The 16,043-nt window shown below is 72.6% G+C and carries 13 protein-coding genes; 4 read left to right on the top strand and 9 right to left on the bottom strand.

Annotated elements, in window-relative coordinates:
• Window positions 1-367: 367 nt before the first annotated feature.
• The 6 genes from tsaE to glmS all read right to left on the bottom strand — a co-directional run bounded on the left by tsaE (window position 368) and on the right by glmS (window position 7,916).
• Window positions 368-889, bottom strand: a complete 522-nt coding sequence (gene tsaE, locus AC27LF_RS40645) for a tRNA (adenosine(37)-N6)-threonylcarbamoyltransferase complex ATPase subunit type 1 TsaE (RefSeq protein ID WP_479657033.1) — start codon at window positions 887-889, stop codon at window positions 368-370.
• Window positions 855-2,093: an alpha/beta fold hydrolase gene (locus tag AC27LF_RS40640; protein WP_479657032.1), complete on the bottom strand. Its 1,239-nt coding sequence runs from the start codon at window positions 2,091-2,093 to the stop codon at window positions 855-857. The genes tsaE and AC27LF_RS40640 overlap by 35 nt, the downstream gene beginning before the upstream one ends.
• Window positions 2,094-2,272: 179 nt before the next feature.
• A complete protein-coding gene (gene alr / locus AC27LF_RS40635; protein WP_487227840.1) occupies window positions 2,273-3,439 on the bottom strand; it encodes an alanine racemase in 1,167 nt (388 codons plus the stop codon).
• A 494-nt stretch (window positions 3,440-3,933) separates the two neighbouring features.
• Window positions 3,934-5,388: an NAD(P)H-hydrate dehydratase gene (locus AC27LF_RS40630; protein ID WP_479657030.1), complete on the bottom strand. Its 1,455-nt coding sequence runs from the start codon at window positions 5,386-5,388 to the stop codon at window positions 3,934-3,936.
• A gap of 63 nt (window positions 5,389-5,451) precedes the next feature.
• The gene (locus tag AC27LF_RS40625; protein ID WP_479657029.1) at window positions 5,452-5,823 is read right to left on the bottom strand and encodes a holo-ACP synthase; all 372 of its coding nucleotides are present in this window, start codon (window positions 5,821-5,823) and stop codon (window positions 5,452-5,454) included.
• A 245-nt stretch (window positions 5,824-6,068) separates the two neighbouring features.
• A complete protein-coding gene (glmS, locus tag AC27LF_RS40620; protein ID WP_479657028.1) occupies window positions 6,069-7,916 on the bottom strand; it encodes a glutamine--fructose-6-phosphate transaminase (isomerizing) in 1,848 nt (615 codons plus the stop codon).
• A gap of 177 nt (window positions 7,917-8,093) precedes the next feature.
• Between glmS and coaA the strand changes: the two genes are divergently transcribed.
• Both coaA and AC27LF_RS40610 read left to right on the top strand, forming a co-directional pair.
• Complete coding sequence (gene coaA, locus AC27LF_RS40615; protein WP_479657027.1) at window positions 8,094-9,062, top strand: type I pantothenate kinase; 969 nt, start codon at window positions 8,094-8,096, stop codon at window positions 9,060-9,062.
• 16 nt (window positions 9,063-9,078) lie between these two features.
• On the top strand, window positions 9,079-10,017 hold the full coding sequence (locus tag AC27LF_RS40610; RefSeq protein ID WP_479657026.1) for a DUF389 domain-containing protein: 939 nt from the start codon (window positions 9,079-9,081) through the stop codon (window positions 10,015-10,017).
• A gap of 594 nt (window positions 10,018-10,611) precedes the next feature.
• Here the strand turns inward: AC27LF_RS40610 and glmM are convergent.
• The 3 genes from glmM to rplM form a co-directional block, all read right to left on the bottom strand.
• Window positions 10,612-11,970 (bottom strand): phosphoglucosamine mutase, encoded by a 1,359-nt coding sequence (glmM, locus tag AC27LF_RS40605; protein WP_479657025.1) that lies wholly within the window; start codon window positions 11,968-11,970, stop codon window positions 10,612-10,614.
• A 223-nt stretch (window positions 11,971-12,193) separates the two neighbouring features.
• Window positions 12,194-12,706 (bottom strand): 30S ribosomal protein S9, encoded by a 513-nt coding sequence (gene rpsI / locus AC27LF_RS40600; RefSeq protein ID WP_351743243.1) that lies wholly within the window; start codon window positions 12,704-12,706, stop codon window positions 12,194-12,196.
• A 42-nt stretch (window positions 12,707-12,748) separates the two neighbouring features.
• On the bottom strand, window positions 12,749-13,192 hold the full coding sequence (gene rplM / locus AC27LF_RS40595; RefSeq protein ID WP_030745278.1) for a 50S ribosomal protein L13: 444 nt from the start codon (window positions 13,190-13,192) through the stop codon (window positions 12,749-12,751).
• 326 nt (window positions 13,193-13,518) lie between these two features.
• Here rplM and AC27LF_RS40590 point away from each other — a divergent pair, with 326 nt between their 5' ends.
• Together AC27LF_RS40590 and AC27LF_RS40585 are read left to right on the top strand one after the other, a co-directional pair.
• Window positions 13,519-14,406, top strand: a complete 888-nt coding sequence (locus AC27LF_RS40590) for a hypothetical protein (RefSeq protein ID WP_479657024.1) — start codon at window positions 13,519-13,521, stop codon at window positions 14,404-14,406.
• A 22-nt stretch (window positions 14,407-14,428) separates the two neighbouring features.
• The gene (locus tag AC27LF_RS40585; RefSeq protein WP_479657023.1) at window positions 14,429-15,802 is read left to right on the top strand and encodes a glycosyl hydrolase; all 1,374 of its coding nucleotides are present in this window, start codon (window positions 14,429-14,431) and stop codon (window positions 15,800-15,802) included.
• Window positions 15,803-16,043 lie beyond the last annotated feature (241 nt).

Raw genomic sequence — 16,043 nt, 5'->3', positions numbered from 1 at the left:
CGGGGCGGTCGGGTGTGGGTGGGTTCCGACGTTGTGTCGGGAAGATGTTGCCCCTGATGGGGTCGGTGTGGTCACATGGTAGCCAGCTCGTAGTTAGGTGTACCTAAGTACCCGGTAGTGCCTGGCTGCGTCCGCCCCCGTTCGTCAGGAGGCGTCCATGTCGGCCCCGGAACCCACGGCGCCACCGCGGGAGCACCCCCCGGCACCGCCACGCGAGCCAGCCCCGGTCCCGATGCGCGACCTGCTGGCCGCATGCGCCGCAGCGGCGATCATCTCCCACCCGCCCCACCACCCCGAGCACCACAACACCCCCCAGGGCAGCGCCAGATAGGGGCGCCCGGGGGGACGCCAGGTCAGGGCGGGTCCCTCAGGCGGTGAGGGTCGTGAGGTCGGTGGTCTGCCAGCGTTCTCCGAGCCCGGCCAGGGTCACATGCCGTACCTCGTCCGTCGTGTCCCCGACGGCCCGGTGGATCACGATCTGCAACCGGTCCTCGGTCAGCTCCTCGACCTTGCCCTCGCCCCACTCCACGACGACCACCGATTCGGGCAGCGAGACATCGAGGTCGAGGTCCTCCATCTCGTCCAGGCCGCCGGACAGCCGGTAGGCGTCGACGTGGACGAGCGGCGCGCCGTCGCCCAGCGACGGGTGCACCCGGGCGATCACGAACGTCGGCGAGGTGACCGCCCCCCGCACGCCGAGCCCCTCGCCGAGACCACGGGCGAGCGTCGTCTTGCCCGCGCCCAGCTCCCCGCTGAGCATCACCAGATCGCCGGCCCGCAGCAGCTTGGCCAGCCTGCGGCCCAACTCCCTCATCTGCTCGGGAGAGTTGACGGTGATCTCTACGGCACGGGGGTCAGCCGGGTCGTGCGGCGCTGCTGGTGCTTCCATAGCCACTTACGGTAGCCCCTGCCGGCACGGCTCCCACGCGGGTGAGCAGGTCGGCGAGCCGGTCGGTCACCACTTCGGGGTGCTCCAGCATCACCAGGTGCCCCGCGTCCGGTACCAGCACCAGTTCCGCGTCCGGAAGCAGGTCGGCGATGGCCTCGCTGTGCTCGCTGGGCGTGATCAGATCCCGCACCCCGGCCAGCACCAGCACCGGCATGTCCTTGAAGTAGTCGAGCGCTTCGGTCTTGTCGTGGTCGGTGAAGGCCGGGTAGAACTCGGCGACCACGTCGATCGGGGTGGACTCGATCATCCGCTCGGCGAACCGCTCGACCGCCGGATCGACGTCCCGCGACGCGAACGAGTACCGCTTGATGATCCCGGCGAACAGATCGGCCGTGGCCCTGCGCCCCTTCTCCACCAGCGCCGCCTGCTGCCCGAGCGCCTTCAGCACGCCCGGCAGGACCCGGCGCACCGCGTTCACGCCCGCCAGCGGCAGCCCGAAGTTGACCTCGCCGAGCCGCCCGGACGACGTACCGACCAGCGCGGTGGCCACCACCCGGTCGCGGATCAGTTCCGGGTACTGGGCGGCCAGCGCCATCACCGTCATGCCGCCCATGGAGTGTCCGACCAGCACCATCGGCCCCTCCGGCACGGCCGCGTCCATGACCGCCTTCAGGTCGCGGCCGAGCTGGTCGATGGTCAGCGGCACATCGTCCCGCAGCTGTGCCATGCCGCGCCCGGACCGGCCGTGGCTGCGCTGGTCCCAGTACACGGTCCGCACGACGCCCCGCAGCGCCGCCCGCTGGAAGTGCCAGGAGTCCTGGCTGAGGCAGTAGCCGTGGCTGAAGACGACGGTGACCGGCACGGGCGCCTTGCGGCCGAAGAGGCGGCGCCGCCGGGGCGCCGGGCCGCCCTCGGGTTCGACCTCGTCGACCTCGAAGTACAGCTCCGTGCCGTCGTCGGCGTACGCCTTGCCCGGGGTGCCGCGCAGCGCGCCGTACGGTCCCGTCGAGTCCAGCGCGAGCCGTGCCTTGCGGCGCACCCCGCGGCCCACGGTCATCCGCTCGATCGCGACGCCGGCCGCCGCGCCCGCGGCCAGCACGCCTATCGCGGCGCCCGCGAGGCCGGTCGCCCTGCGCCAGCCGCCGGCCTCCTGCGCGGCGGAGGCGACGGCCGCCGCGACGGCCTTCGCGCTGCTCTCGCTCACGTACCGCTCCTCTTCGCCGTAATTCGCCGTAACTTCGTCGTTGTTCGCCGTATCGCCGTATCGCCGTCTTCGCCGTACCGCACAGTTCGCTGGTGGGTACCGCGGGTCCGCGTGCCGCCGGCACGGGCGTCACCGGGCCGGGTTCACCGGTAGGGGCGTGACCCGGCTCCCTGTGCGGACTACCCGTCCCGGTCCTCGTTCACGTAGACGCGCGGGACGCGGGATCCGATGCGCGTGACGATCTCGTACGCGATGGTGCCGGCGGCCTGCGCCCAGTCCTCGGCGGTGGGCTCACCGCGGTCGCCGGGCCCGAACAGGACCGCCTCGGCGCCGGCCTCGGGCCGGTCGCCGCCGAGGTCGACCACGAACTGGTCCATCGCGACCCGCCCGGCGATGGTCCGCCACTTGCCGCCGACCAGCACCGGACCGCTGCCGGAGGCGTGCCGCGGGACGCCGTCCGCGTAGCCGACGGGCACCAGGCCGAGCGTCGTCTCGCCCGGAGTGACGTAGTGGTGGCCGTAGCTGATGCCGTGCCCGCCCGGCACGTGCTTGACCAGCGCCAGCGACGCCGCCAGCGTCATCACCGGACGCAGCCCGAAGTCGGCGGGGGTGCCGATCTCCGGGCCGGGCGAGATGCCGTAGACCGCGATCCCGGTGCGCACCAGGTCGAAGTGGGCCTCGGGGAGGGTGAGGGTGGCCGGCGAGTTGGCCATGTGCCGCACCTCGGAGCGCACGCCCCGGTCCTCGGCGTACGCCGTCATCTCCCGGAAGCGGGTGAGCTGGGCGGCGATGGACGGATGGCCGGGCTCGTCGGCGCAGGCGAAGTGCGACCAGAGCCCGGTGATCCGGATCAGCCCGTCCGCCTCGGCGCGCAGGGCGGCGCCCACCAGGTCGGCCCAGTCGGCGGGCTGGCAGCCGTTGCGGCCGAGGCCGGTGTCCGCCTTGAGCTGCACCCGCGCGGGCCGGCCCGCCTCGCGCGCCGCCGCCGTGACCTCGCGCAGCGCCCACATCCCGCTGACCGACACGTCGATGTCGGCCTCGATCGCCTGCCGCCAGGGGCCGCCGGGGGTCCACAGCCAGCACATGACACGCCCCGGCAGCCCGGCCGCGCGCAGTTCCAGGGCCTCCTCGGGGGTGGCCGTGCCGAGCCAGGTCGCGCCCGCGTCGAGGGCCGCCCGCGCGCACGGCACCGCCCCGTGGCCGTACGCGTCGGACTTGACGACGGCCATCAGGGCGGCGCCCGGTGCGAGGGCGCGCAGGGCGCGCACATTGGACCGCAGTGCGGCCAGATCGATCTCGGCACGGGCTCGCAGGGGCGCCGTCGGCAGGAGTGCTGTGTCTTTCATCGCGCCCCCAGTGTCTCAGAGGCGACCGGTGGTACCGGGGCACGGCCCCGCGCTCACCCACCCCCGCGCGCCCCACAAACCGTCACGCGCCCCCGCACGACCACCGTTCCCGACCGGCTCCGGCCCTGGCCGCCCCAGGCGAACGACGGCCACTACGCCGGCCGGCGGACGACATCCGAAAGCCGGGCCCGCTCCGCGCACGCGCCGGCCGGCGGGCCATGGCGGGGTGTGCGCGGGGTGCGTACTCACCGGGTGGCACAGGGCGTGTGGGCCGGCGCGAGTGCGCCGCTGATGGGGCGGGCGAGGGACATCACGAGTGCGGCGGGACGCGCGCGGACGAGGCCCGGTTGCGGAGCCGGCCGGCAGGCCGCGGCAAGCGCCCCCGCACCATCGCGCGCCCCACGGGCGCCACCCGCCGCGAACAGACCCGGCTGCCCCCTGCACCCTCCCCACGCCCGGCCCACACCCCCGCCCACACGACCCCCGACCCCGCCCTACCGGCCAGGACCGTCAGCGGCCTCCGCTCGGACGTCGCGCCATGCTCGCGCGACCGCCCCCGCCAGATCGTGGGCCCCCGTCGGTGCGCCGTCCGCCGCGAAGCGGCCCGCCAGTCCGTGCAGATACGCGGCCACGCTGCCCGCGTCCCGGGGGGTCAGGCCCGAGGCCAGCAGGGATCCCGCGAGGCCGGACAGCACGTCTCCGCTGCCCGCGGTGGCCAGCCACGCCGTCCCCGTCGCGTTGACGCGTACGGTCCCGCCGTCCGGGTTGGCGACCAGCGTGGTCGAGCCCTTGAGCAGAACGGTGGCGCGGTACCGCGCCGCCAACTCGCGCACCGCCGGCAGCCGCGCCCCCTCGACCTCCTCGCGGTCCACGCCCAGCAGCGCCGCGGCCTCTCCGGCGTGCGGGGTCATCAGGGTCGGCGCCGTGCGGGCCCGTACCGCGTCCCGGTCGGCCAGCCGCAGCCCGTCCGCGTCGATGAGCACCGGCACCTCGGCCCCGACCACCTCAGCGACGGTCCCGGCGTCGTCCCCGGCGCCCGGCCCGGTGACCCATGCCTGCACCCGTCCCGCCTTGTGCGGGCCACGGTCGGAGACCAGGGTCTCGGGGAAACGGGCGATGACGGCGTCCCCGGCGGGCCCGACGTACCGCACGGCCCCGGCCCCGCCGCGCAGCGCGCCCGACACGGCGAGCACGGCGGCCCCCGGATACCGCGCCGACCCGGCCGCGATCCCGACGACCCCGCGCCGGTACTTGTCGCTCTCCGCCCCGGGCACCGGCAGCAGCCGGGCCACGTCCGCGTGTTGCAGGGCCTCAAGGTCCGGCTCGGCGGGCAGGTCGAGCCCGATGTCGACGAGCCGCACGGTACCCGCGTGCTCCCGGGCCGGGTCGATCAGCAGTCCGGGCTTGTGCGTCCCGAAGGTCACGGTGAGGTCGGCGCGGACGGCGGCCCCCAGCACCTGCCCGGTGTCCGCCTCGACCCCGCTCGGCAGGTCGACGGCGACGACGGCGGCGCGGGACCGTTCGGCGGCGGCGGCCAGGGCCGCGGCCTCGGGCCGCAGCCCGCCCCGCCCGCCGATCCCGACGATGCCGTCGACGACGAGGTCGGCCCGGTCGATCGCCGCCTCGCCGCCGCCGGGCGCGGCGACGCCGCCGCCCGCGCGGCGCAGCGCGGCCAGCCCCGCGGGATGGGTGCGGTCGGCCGCGAGCAGCACGGCCGTCACCCCCGCCCCCCGGCGCGCGAGCCGCGCCCCGGCGTACAGGGCGTCACCTCCGTTGTCCCCGCTGCCCACCAGCAGTACGACCCGGCTGCCGTATACGCGTCCGAGCAACTGGGCGCAGGCGGCCGCCAGTCCGGCGGCGGCCCGCTGCATGAGCGCCCCCTCCGGCAGCCGTGCCATGAGATCACGCTCGGCGGCCCGCACCGTCTCCACGCTGTACGCAGTACGCATGGGTCCGAGTCTGCCCCGGATGCCCCCGCGCCCGCACCCGCGCCCCCGTCGGTCGGCGGATCGTCAGCCCTCCGCGATCACCACCGCGGACGCCACGCCCGCGTCGTGGCTGAGGGAGACGTGCCAGGACTTCACGCCGAGCTGGGCGGCCCGGGCCGCGACCGTGCCCGTCACCCGCAGCCGGGGCTGCCCGCTGTCCTCGACGTACACCTCGGCGTCCGTCCAGTGCAGGCCGGGCGGGCCGCCGAGCGCCTTGGCCAGGGCCTCCTTGGCGGCGAAGCGTACGGCGAGGGAGGCCGCGCCCCGGCGCTCGCCGCTCGGCAGCAGCAACTCGCTGTCCAGGAAGAGCCGGCCGACCAGTCCGGGCGTCCGTTGCAGCGACGCCTCGAACCGGTCGATCTCGGCCACGTCGATACCGACCCCGATGATGCTCATGCCCAGCACCCTACGGCGAACAGCCCCCCATGACGGCGGCTCAGGACGCCGACTCGGGACGGCAGATCGGCGCGACGGCTCAGAACACCGGCCCGGAGCGGCCGAACGGGACGACGGCTCACGACACCGCACGACCGAGCCCTCACACCAGCGGCAACACGGCACCGCACAGGCAAGCCGTCGCGCCGGCGGTGCCCGCCGGACGGGCGCGGCCCGCCGGAGCGCCGCGCGGCGCAGGGGCCCCGCTACTCCACCGTCACCGACTTCGCCAGGTTGCGCGGCTGGTCCACCTCGTTGCCGCGGGCGGTGGCGAGTTCGCAGGCGAACACCTGGAGCGGGACGGTCGCCACCATCGGCTGGAGCAGGGCCGGGGTCGCCGGGATGCGGATCAGATGGTCGGCGTACGGGGCCACCGCCTCGTCGCCCTCCTCCGCGATCACGATCGTCCGTGCGCCCCTCGCCCGGATCTCCTGGATGTTGGACACGATCTTGTCGTGCAGCGCCGATCGCGCCTGCGGCGACGGCACGACGACCACCACCGGCAGGTCCTCCTCGATCAGCGCGATCGGCCCGTGCTTCAACTCCCCGGCCGCGAAGCCCTCGGCGTGCATGTACGCCAGTTCCTTCAGCTTCAGCGCGCCCTCCAGCGCCACCGGATACCCCACGTGCCGCCCCAGGAAGAGCACCGTGTTCTTGGCGGCGAGGGTGCGCGCCAGCGCCCGCACCGGCTCCATCGTCTCCAGGACCCGCTCGACCGACCCGGCGATCCGCGACAGGTCCCGGATGACCGCCCCGATCTCGTCACCCCACTTGGTGCCCCGCACCTGGGCCAGATACAGCGCCACCAGATAGCAGGCCACCAACTGCGTGAGGAACGCCTTGGTCGAGGCGACCGCGACCTCGGGCCCGGCGTGCGTGTACAGCACCGCGTCCGACTCGCGCGGAATCGTCGACCCGTTGGTGTTGCAGATCGCCAGCACCTTGGACCCCTGCTCGCGGGCGTGCCGCAGCGCCATCAGGGTGTCCATGGTCTCACCGGACTGGGAGACCGCGATGACCAGCGTCCGGTGGTCGAGGATCGGGTCCCGGTAACGGAACTCGCTGGCCAGCTCCACCTCGCACGGGATGCGCGTCCAGTGCTCGATGGCGTACTTGGCGATCAGACCCGCGTGGAAGGCCGTACCGCACGCGACGATGACGACCTTGTCCACCTCGCGCAGTTCACCCGCGTCGATCCGGACCTCGTCCAGGCTCAGCGAGCCGGCCGCGTCGATGCGGCCCAGCAGCGTATCGGCGACCGCCTTGGGCTGCTCGGCGATCTCCTTGAGCATGAAGTAGTCATAACCCCCCTTTTCCGCGGCCGACGCGTCCCAGTCCACGTGGTACGGCCTGACCTCCGCCGGACGGCCGTCGAAGCCCGTCACCGTGACACCGTCCCGGCGCAGTTCCACCAGCTGGTCCTGACCCAGCTCGATCGCCGACCGCGTGTGGGCGATGAACGCGGCGACGTCCGAGGCGAGAAAGGCCTCGCCCTCTCCAACGCCCACCACGAGCGGCGAGTTCCGCCGCGCGCCGACCACCACGTCTGGCTCGTCCGCGTGCACCGCCACCAGGGTGAACGCGCCCTGAAGCCGCCGGCACACCAGCCGCATCGCCTCGGCGAGGTCGGCGGTCACGGAGAACTCCTCGGCCAGCAGGTGCGCGACCACCTCGGTGTCGGTCTCGGACGCGAGGTCATGGCCGCGCTCGGTCAACTCGGCGCGCAGCACCGCGAAGTTCTCGATGATCCCGTTGTGCACCACGGCGACCCGCCCCGCGTTGTCCAGGTGCGGATGCGCGTTGGCGTCCGTGGGCGCCCCGTGGGTGGCCCACCGGGTGTGTCCGATGCCCGTGGTCCCCGCCGGCAGCGGCCGTTCGACCAGCTCCTTCTCCAGGTTGACGAGTTTCCCGGCCCGCTTCGCGGCGGCGAGCCCGCCGTCCGCGGGCACGGCGACGCCCGCCGAGTCGTACCCCCGGTACTCCAGCCGTTTCAACCCGGCCATGACGACGTCGAGCGCCGACTGGGCCCCCACATATCCCACAATTCCGCACATGGGCCGCAGCCTACGGGCCGAAGCCCGCGCAAAACCGGCACCGCGTGCCCGAAATCGGAAATTGCCACCGTCGTACGACCACCCGTCATCGCGCGCCGCTCCCTCGCGTGACCCATCCCACCCGCCGTCCCGTTCGAACTCCGTTAACAATGGACTGTGATCTCTCCGGTCTCCCCGATGCCCCGGAGCGCCCACCGGCACCGGCCGGAGGCGACTCCCTACGTCGACCTCACCCGAGCCGAGTGGAGCGCGCTGCGCGACAAGACGCCGCTGCCGCTCACCGCCGAGGAGGTCGAAAAGCTGCGCGGCCTCGGCGACGTCATCGACCTCGACGAGGTGCGCGACATCTACCTCCCGCTGTCCCGGCTGCTCAATCTGTACGTCGGTGCCACGGACGGGCTCAGAAGCGCCCTGAACACCTTCCTGGGCGAACAGGGCTCGCAGTCCGGCACGCCGTTCGTCATAGGCGTCGCCGGTTCCGTGGCGGTGGGCAAGTCCACCGTCGCCCGCCTCCTTCAGGCGCTGCTGTCCCGCTGGCCGGAACACCCTCGGGTCGAACTGGTCACCACGGACGGCTTTCTGCTCCCCACCAAGGAGTTGAAGGCGCGCGGCCTGATGTCCCGCAAAGGCTTCCCGGAGTCGTACGACCGCCGCGCCCTCATCCGGTTCGTCGCCGACATCAAGGCCGGCAAGGACGAGGTCACCGCCCCCGTCTACTCCCATCTGATCTACGACATCGTGCCCGGCGAGCGGCTCACCGTGCGCCGCCCGGACATCCTCATCGTCGAGGGCCTGAACGTCCTCCAGCAGGCCCTGCCCGGCACGGACGGCCGCACCCGGGTCGGCCTCGCCGACTACTTCGACTTCAGCGTGTACGTCGACGCCGGCGCGGAGGACATCGAGCGCTGGTACCTCAGCCGCTTCCGCAAGCTGCGCGCCACCGCCTTCCTCGACCCGTCCTCGTACTTCCGCACGTACACACAGGTGTCCGAGGAGGAGGCCCTGGACTACGCCCGCACGCTCTGGCGGACCATCAACAAGCCCAATCTGGTGGAGAACATCGCACCCACCCGCGGTCGCGCCACCCTCATCCTGCGCAAGGGCCCGGATCACAAGGTGCAGCGGCTGCGGCTGCGCAAACTGTGACCGCTACCCTGCCGCCATGCTTCACCTCCGGCTGATCGTCCCGTCCGGCACGACCGACGACGTCGTGCGCCTCATCGAGCGGACGGTCGGCGCCACGCACCTCGTGGTGCTGCCCGGCGCCGCCCGCAACCCCGTCGGGGACGTCGTCCTGTGCGACGTGGCCCGGGAGGCGGGCGACGAACTGCTCACCGCGCTGCGGGCGTCGGGCCTTGAGGAGACCGGCTCGATCGCCGTCGAGAACATCGACCTGTCCTTGTCCAAGCGGGCCGACAAGGCCGAGGAGGAGGCGCCCGGCGAGGGCGCGGACGCGGTGCTGTGGGAACACCTCGCCGAGGCGACCCACGAGGAGTCGACGCTCACCGTCACCTATGTGGCGTTCCTGGCCGTGGCCACGATGCTCGCCGCGTGCGGTGTGATGCTGGACAACGCGATCCTGATCGTCGGCGCGATGGCCGTCGGCCCGGAGTTCGGGCCGCTCGCGGGGATCTCGACGGCGCTCGTGCAGCGGGCGCCGCATCTGGTGTGGCGGTCGCTGTGGGCGCTGCTCGCCGGGTTCGCCGTCGCGATGGTGGTGACGGCCGGTTTCAGCGGGCTGATGGACGTGCTCGGGCTGTTCGAGAGGTCGATGGTGGAGGCGGCCCGGCCGAACACCGCGTTCATCTGGAAGCCGGACGCGATGTCGTTCGTGGTGGCGTTCCTGGCCGGCATCGCCGGCACCCTGTCCCTGACGTCCGCCAAGTCGGGCGCGCTGATCGGGGTGGCGATCTCCGTGACCACGGTACCGGCGGCCGCGAACGCCGCGGTGGCCTTCAGCTACACGGACTACTCACAGACCTGGGGCTCCGTCTGGCAACTGCTCGCCAACCTGGGCGGAATCGTCCTGGCGGGCACCCTCACCCTACTCACCCAAAAACTCCTGTGGTCAGCACAACGCCGCCGCCGCGCATCCCCCTGACCCAACACCCCACCCGGGCCCCCGCCCCGACAAACCGCCCGACCGAGCGCCCCGATCCACCACCTGGTCGCCCCCCACCAGGCTTCCGGCTCCGCCACCTTCCCGGCAACCTCCCGACCGACCCCGAGGCCACAAGGCCGGTTGCCTGCCCGGTCAGGCCCCGGCGGCCGTTTCGGACGGGCGCCGGGGGTAGCGCGAGCGGGGCGGCGCGGCCATCAGCCGAGCGCACCGCCTTCGAGGAAACCCCGGCACCAACACCACCGCGCCGACGAACCGCCCGACGACCGACCCACGCCGACCGCCCGCCGGACGGTCCAGCAAGTCCCCCGGCCGACCCCCCGCACAGACTCCGGCCGACCACCGGCCCGCGCCGAACCCACCCGCCCAGGCCACCGGCCGAGCCCACCGCATTCGACGGAACACCGGCACCGACACCACCGCGTCGGGAACCCGCGCGGCCGGGAGGTCGATGATCTGCTCGGTCAGGCCCCCGGCCAAGCCCCGGCGGGTCCCCGGCGGCCGTTTCGGACGGGCGCCGGGGGTAGCGCGAGCGGGGTGGCGCCGGACGTCGGGTGGGTGCGGTGGTGTCGGGGGTCAGCCCAGTGCTGACTTCACCGCGTCGGCGAGGCGGGCGGCGATCGAGCGGGCCTGGTCGATGTCGGCGGCCTCCACCATGACGCGTACCAGCGGCTCGGTGCCCGAGGGGCGCAGCAGTACCCGTCCGGCGGAGCCCAGCTCCCGCTCCGCCTCGGCGACCGCGGCGGCGAGGTCCGCGGAGGTCTTCACCCGGGACCTGTCCACGTCCGGCACGTTGATGAGGACCTGGGGCAGCCGCTCCATGACCGCCGCGAGCTCCCGCAGCGTACGGCCGGTCCCGGCGACCCGTGCGGCCAGCAGCAGCCCGGTCAGCGTGCCGTCGCCGGTGGTGGCGTGGTCGAGGACGATGACGTGCCCGGACTGCTCGCCGCCGAGGGCGTAGTCGTGCTCCTTCATCTCCTCAAGGACGTAGCGGTCGCCGACCGCGGTCTGCACGAGGCGGATGCCCTCGCGCTCCATGGCCAGCTTGAAGCCCAGATTCGACATCACGGTCGCGACGACGGTGTCGGAGCGCAGAGCGGAACGTTCCCGCATCGCCAGCGCGAGCACGGACAGGATCTGGTCGCCGTCGATCTCCTCGCCGGTGTGGTCCACGGCGAGGCAGCGGTCGGCGTCGCCGTCGTGCGCGATGCCGAGGTCGGCGCCGTGCTCCACGACGGCGGCCTTCAGCTGGTCGAGATGGGTGGAGCCGCAGCCGTCGTTGATGTTGAGCCCGTCCGGCTGGGCGCCGATGGTGACGACCTGCGCCCCGGCCCGGGAGAACGCCTCCGGAGAGACCCCGGCGGCGGCGCCGTGCGCCTCGTCAAGGACGATCTTCAGTCCGTCGAGCCGGTTCGGCAGCACGCCGAGGAGATGGGCGACGTACTGGTCGAACCCTTCGTCGTAGCTCCGCACCCGGCCCACGCCCGCGCCGGTGGGGCGGTCCCAGGGGGCGCCCGTGCGGTGCTCCTCGTAGACGCCCTCGATCCGGTCCTCCAGCTCGTCGGCGAGTTTGTGGCCGCCGCGGGCGAAGAACTTGATGCCGTTGTCGGGCATCGCGTTGTGGCTTGCGGAGAGCATGACACCGAGGTCGGCCCCGAGGGCGCCGGTCAGATACGCCACCGCGGGCGTCGGCAGCACACCGACCCGCAGCACGTCCACGCCCGCGCTGGCCAGCCCCGCGACCACCGCGGCCTCCAGGAACTCCCCGGACGCACGCGGGTCCCGCCCGACCACCGCCGTCGGCTTGTGGCCCGCGAAGCTGCCCGCCTCGGCCAGCACGTGCGCCGCCGCGACGGAGAGGCCGAGCGCCATCTCGGCCGTCAGATCCGCGTTGGCGACACCGCGCACGCCGTCCGTGCCGAAGAGTCGTCCCACTTGTCCTCCTGAGGAAGCGTCAGTTTCGAAGCCGTAGCGCATGCGACGGTTCGCTGCCGGGTCGGTGCGGCTCCGCATCCCAGGCATGCCTGCCTGGACACCCGATCACACAAGCCTTTGAGCGTCTTGTGCCGTTATACGCCCTTGGCCTGTGATATACGAACGCCCCGGCGGCACTGTGGCGTGCCGCCGGGGCGTTCGGAGTACGAGCGGGCAGCTGCGGTCAGCGCTTGCTGTACTGCGGAGCCTTGCGGGCCTTCTTCAGACCGGCCTTCTTGCGCTCGACCGCACGGTCGTCACGACGCAGGAAGCCGGCCTTCTTCAGCGGGCCGCGGTTGTTGTCGACGTCGGCCTCGTTCAGCGCGCGGGCGACACCGAGACGGAGCGCACCGGCCTGACCGGAGACACCGCCGCCCGCGATGCGGGCGATGACGTCGTAACGACCTTCCAGCTCCAGAACCTTGAACGGCTCGTTGACTTCCTGCTGGTGCACCTTGTTGGGGAAGTAGTCCTCAAGGGTGCGGCCGTTGATCTTCCACTTGCCGGAGCCGGGAACGATCCGGACCCGGGCGATGGCGTTCTTGCGGCGGCCCAGGCCGGCGGCCGGCTGGGGCTCGCCGAAGCGGGAGGCCAGGGACTCCGAGGTGTACTCGCCCTCGACGGGCGCCTCGGACTCGGTGGTGTAGCTGTCGATGTCAAGCTCTTCGAGCGGCTGCTCGGCAGTGGTCTCGGCCACGATTCTCCTCAGATTCTCTTCAGTCTTAGGGGGTGGCCGGACTTACTGCGCGACCTGGGTGATCTCGAACGGCACCGGCTGCTGCGCGCCGTGCGGGTGCTGGTCACCCTTGTAGACCTTCAGCTTCGAGAGCATCTGACGGCCCAGGGAGTTCTTGGGGAGCATGCCCTTGACGGCCTTCTCGATGGCCTTCTCGGGGTTCTTGTCCAGCAGCTCGTCGTAGCGGACGGAGCGCAGACCACCCGGGTAGCCGGAGTGGCGGTACGCCATCTTCTGGGTCCGCTTGTTACCGGAGAGGTGCACCTTGTCCGCGTTGATGATGATGACGAAGTCACCAGCGTCGACGTGGGGGGCGTAGATCGGCTTGTGCTTGCCCCGGAGGAGGGTGGCGGCGGTCGTGGCGAGACGGCCCAGGACGACGTCCTGAGCGTCGATGACGTGCCACTGACGCGTCACATCGCCGGGCTTGGGGCTGTACGTACGCACGGTTCGTAGCCTTCGCTATCTTCAGTGAGTGGTCCTGACAAGGTCACCGAAGACGATCACGACAGCCCTGACCGCACCGCGGTGACGCAAACCGCGTGCTGGTCGCTGGTCATCGGCCCGGTGGACCGGTGTAAGGGCCCGTCCCGTGAGAATGAGCAAGCCAATACACAACGAACATGCAGGATACCGGGGTGCCTCGGACGGGTCAAAACGAGTGGCCTCCGACACCTCCGGCGGCGAAGATGCGCCACCCTGCGCCGATAGGTCCCCTATCCGCCCCAACGGGGGCGCACCGGCAGCGCCGGTCCCCGTCTAGGATGCGCCCCATGAGCTATGGGCAGGGGGGACCCCAGTCCCAGTGGGATCCCTGGAAACCGCATTCTCAGCAGCAGCCCTGGAACAGCGGCGGCAGCCAGACCCCGGACTGGGCCGCCCTGGCGGAGGCATCGGAGACCCGGAACAAGCGCCGCAGACTGCTGTTCATCGGCGGCGGCGCGGTCGCCACCGTCGTGGTCGGCGCGGCCGTCGCCATGGCCGTGGTCTCGGCGAACGGCGACAACGGCGACAACGCCTCGGGGCAGCCCGCCGACCTGCCCGCGAGCGCTTCACTGCCCAGTGACTCCGCCGCGCCCGCGCCGTCCTTCGATCCGACCAGCGCGCCGCCGCCGCTGGACCCGAAGGACTTCATATCCAGCGCGCAGAAGGACACGGCGCCGCTCAGCGCCGAGACCCTTTTCCCCGGCACCCAGCTGACCATGGGCGAGACCGTCTACAAGAAGGGCGCCACCGCCGACACCAAGGACTGCGCCTCGGCCGCCGGCGGCACCCTGCCCAAGGTCCTCACCGGCAACGACTGCACGCGGCTGCTGCGGGTCAGCTACGTCAAGGACGGGGTCGCGGTCACCGTCGGCGTCGCCGTCTTCGAGACGGAGGCCCAGGCCGTCAAGGCGAAGGGCCAGACCGACAAGAAGAGCATCGTGAAGTCCCTCGCGGGCAAGGGCGTCGCGGCCTTCTGCGACTCGGCGGTCTGCCGCTCGACGACCAATTCCTACGGCCGTTACGCCTACTTCACCATCGCCGGTTTCACCGACGGCAAGGACGTGACGACCAAGGACACCAAGGTCTTCTCGACCGGTGACGACCTGGCGGAGTTCACCTTCCGGCAGATCCGCCGCCGCGGCGAGGCCCAGGCGTCGGCCGCGGCCGGCGAGTGACGCACGGCACCGGCCCGACACCTTGGACCTGGACAGACGTGCCCGCGTCGGGCTGATAGCGGCCGCGGCCGGCGCGGCCCTGCTGGCCCCGCTGGGCGTGTGGGCCTGGCCCGAGGGCGAGGGCGGGGCGCCCGGTCCCCGCCTCGTCCCCGCCGATCTGCGCGGGCGCGATGCCGCGGCGACACCCGCCGCGCGCCGCGTCTACGCGCTGCTGGCCGGGCTGGAGAACGCCGCCCGCCGCGGCCGTCCGAGCCGTACGGTGATCGGCCAGCACGTGGAGCTGCACAACGAGCGGTACAACGCGCGGTACGGCGACTACCGGGGCACCAAGCAGCCGGGCTACTACTACCGCAAGGCCCGCGACATCACCGGACGGCTGCCCGGCTTCGTCGAGCTCGACCTCGGCCCGGGCTACGACCGGCCCGGCTGGGCGGTGGGCGAGGCCCGCTCCTACTCGGCGGCCTGGCCGTCCTGCCGCCGCTCCTGGGGCTATGTGGAGGACGCCGTGGATCTCGCCGTCGGCGTGTGGGCGGGTCTGCCCCGGGCGGCCGACGGTTCCTACCGGCCCTCCGGCACGCACCGCGAGTGCTCCTCCGGCGCGGAGGTCTCCCTGCCGCACAACGGGGGCGGCCCGGCGGGCCTGGTCGGCTTCTCCTTCCACCAGCCCTATCCGGGCAGCCGGGTCAAGGGCTTCCAGCAGACGCTGCACCGCAACTCCCCCGGCGCTACGGACCCCGGCTGGTTCGGCCGGGTGGTCACCGAGGGCAGCGCCGAGCACCGGGCCCTGCTGCACGACCTCGCGTTTCTCGCGGACCACCTGGGCTATCTGGCCGGCCGCGGGGTGCCGGTGCTGCTGCGGCCGTACCACGAGATGAACACGGTCCCGGGCCACGGTTTCTGGTGGGCGGGGCAGGACCCGGCGGCGTTCCGCAGGCTGTGGCGGCTGACGTACGACTACCTCGTGCGCCGTCGCGGACTGCACAACCTGATCTTCGTCTGGTCGCCGAACTCCTGGGACGGGAGGTACGGGCGCGAGCCCGGCGCGTACTACCCCGGCGGCGGCTACGTCGACGTCGTGGGCGTCGACGACTACAGCGACACCCCGGCCAGGCCCTTCGGCACGGGCGCCTGGACCGAGGTCTGGTACCGCGGCCTTGAGGCGTACCGCAGGCCGCGGATCGTCGCCGAGTCCTTCCATGTACCGCTCAACGCGGCCCAGCCCCGGACCCTGGCCCGCACCCCGTGGGTGCTGTGGACCGTGTGGGGCCAGGCACTGACGTACGACAACGTCTCCGCGCCCCGGCGGAAGAACACCCCGGCGGATGTGCAGCGGACCTACGCGTCGGCGAGGGTGATCACGGGCGGGCGCGCGATCGCGGCACCGCACACCGCATAGGCCGAGGCCGTGCACGGCACACGAGACGGGACGCACACCAGACGCCACACCGTGAACGCCTGATGTCGCCTTCCTCACAACTGTTCCTTATCTCGTGCATATATGCGAGAGTGGATCCCCTGTTCGGTCAGTGGTTCGGAGCCCGGGGGGGCAGAGGCCCCGCTGACCGAGGCGCCAACGAAGGCGTTGAGGGGGGATGGCACCCAGAACCAGCCAGTCGTGGCGGTGCGTTCACGCGCGC

It is taken from the genome of Streptomyces diversicolor, assembly GCF_057537855.1.
Note: the sequence above shows the minus strand (reverse complement) of the source record. Positions and strands in the feature narration are given on the sequence as shown.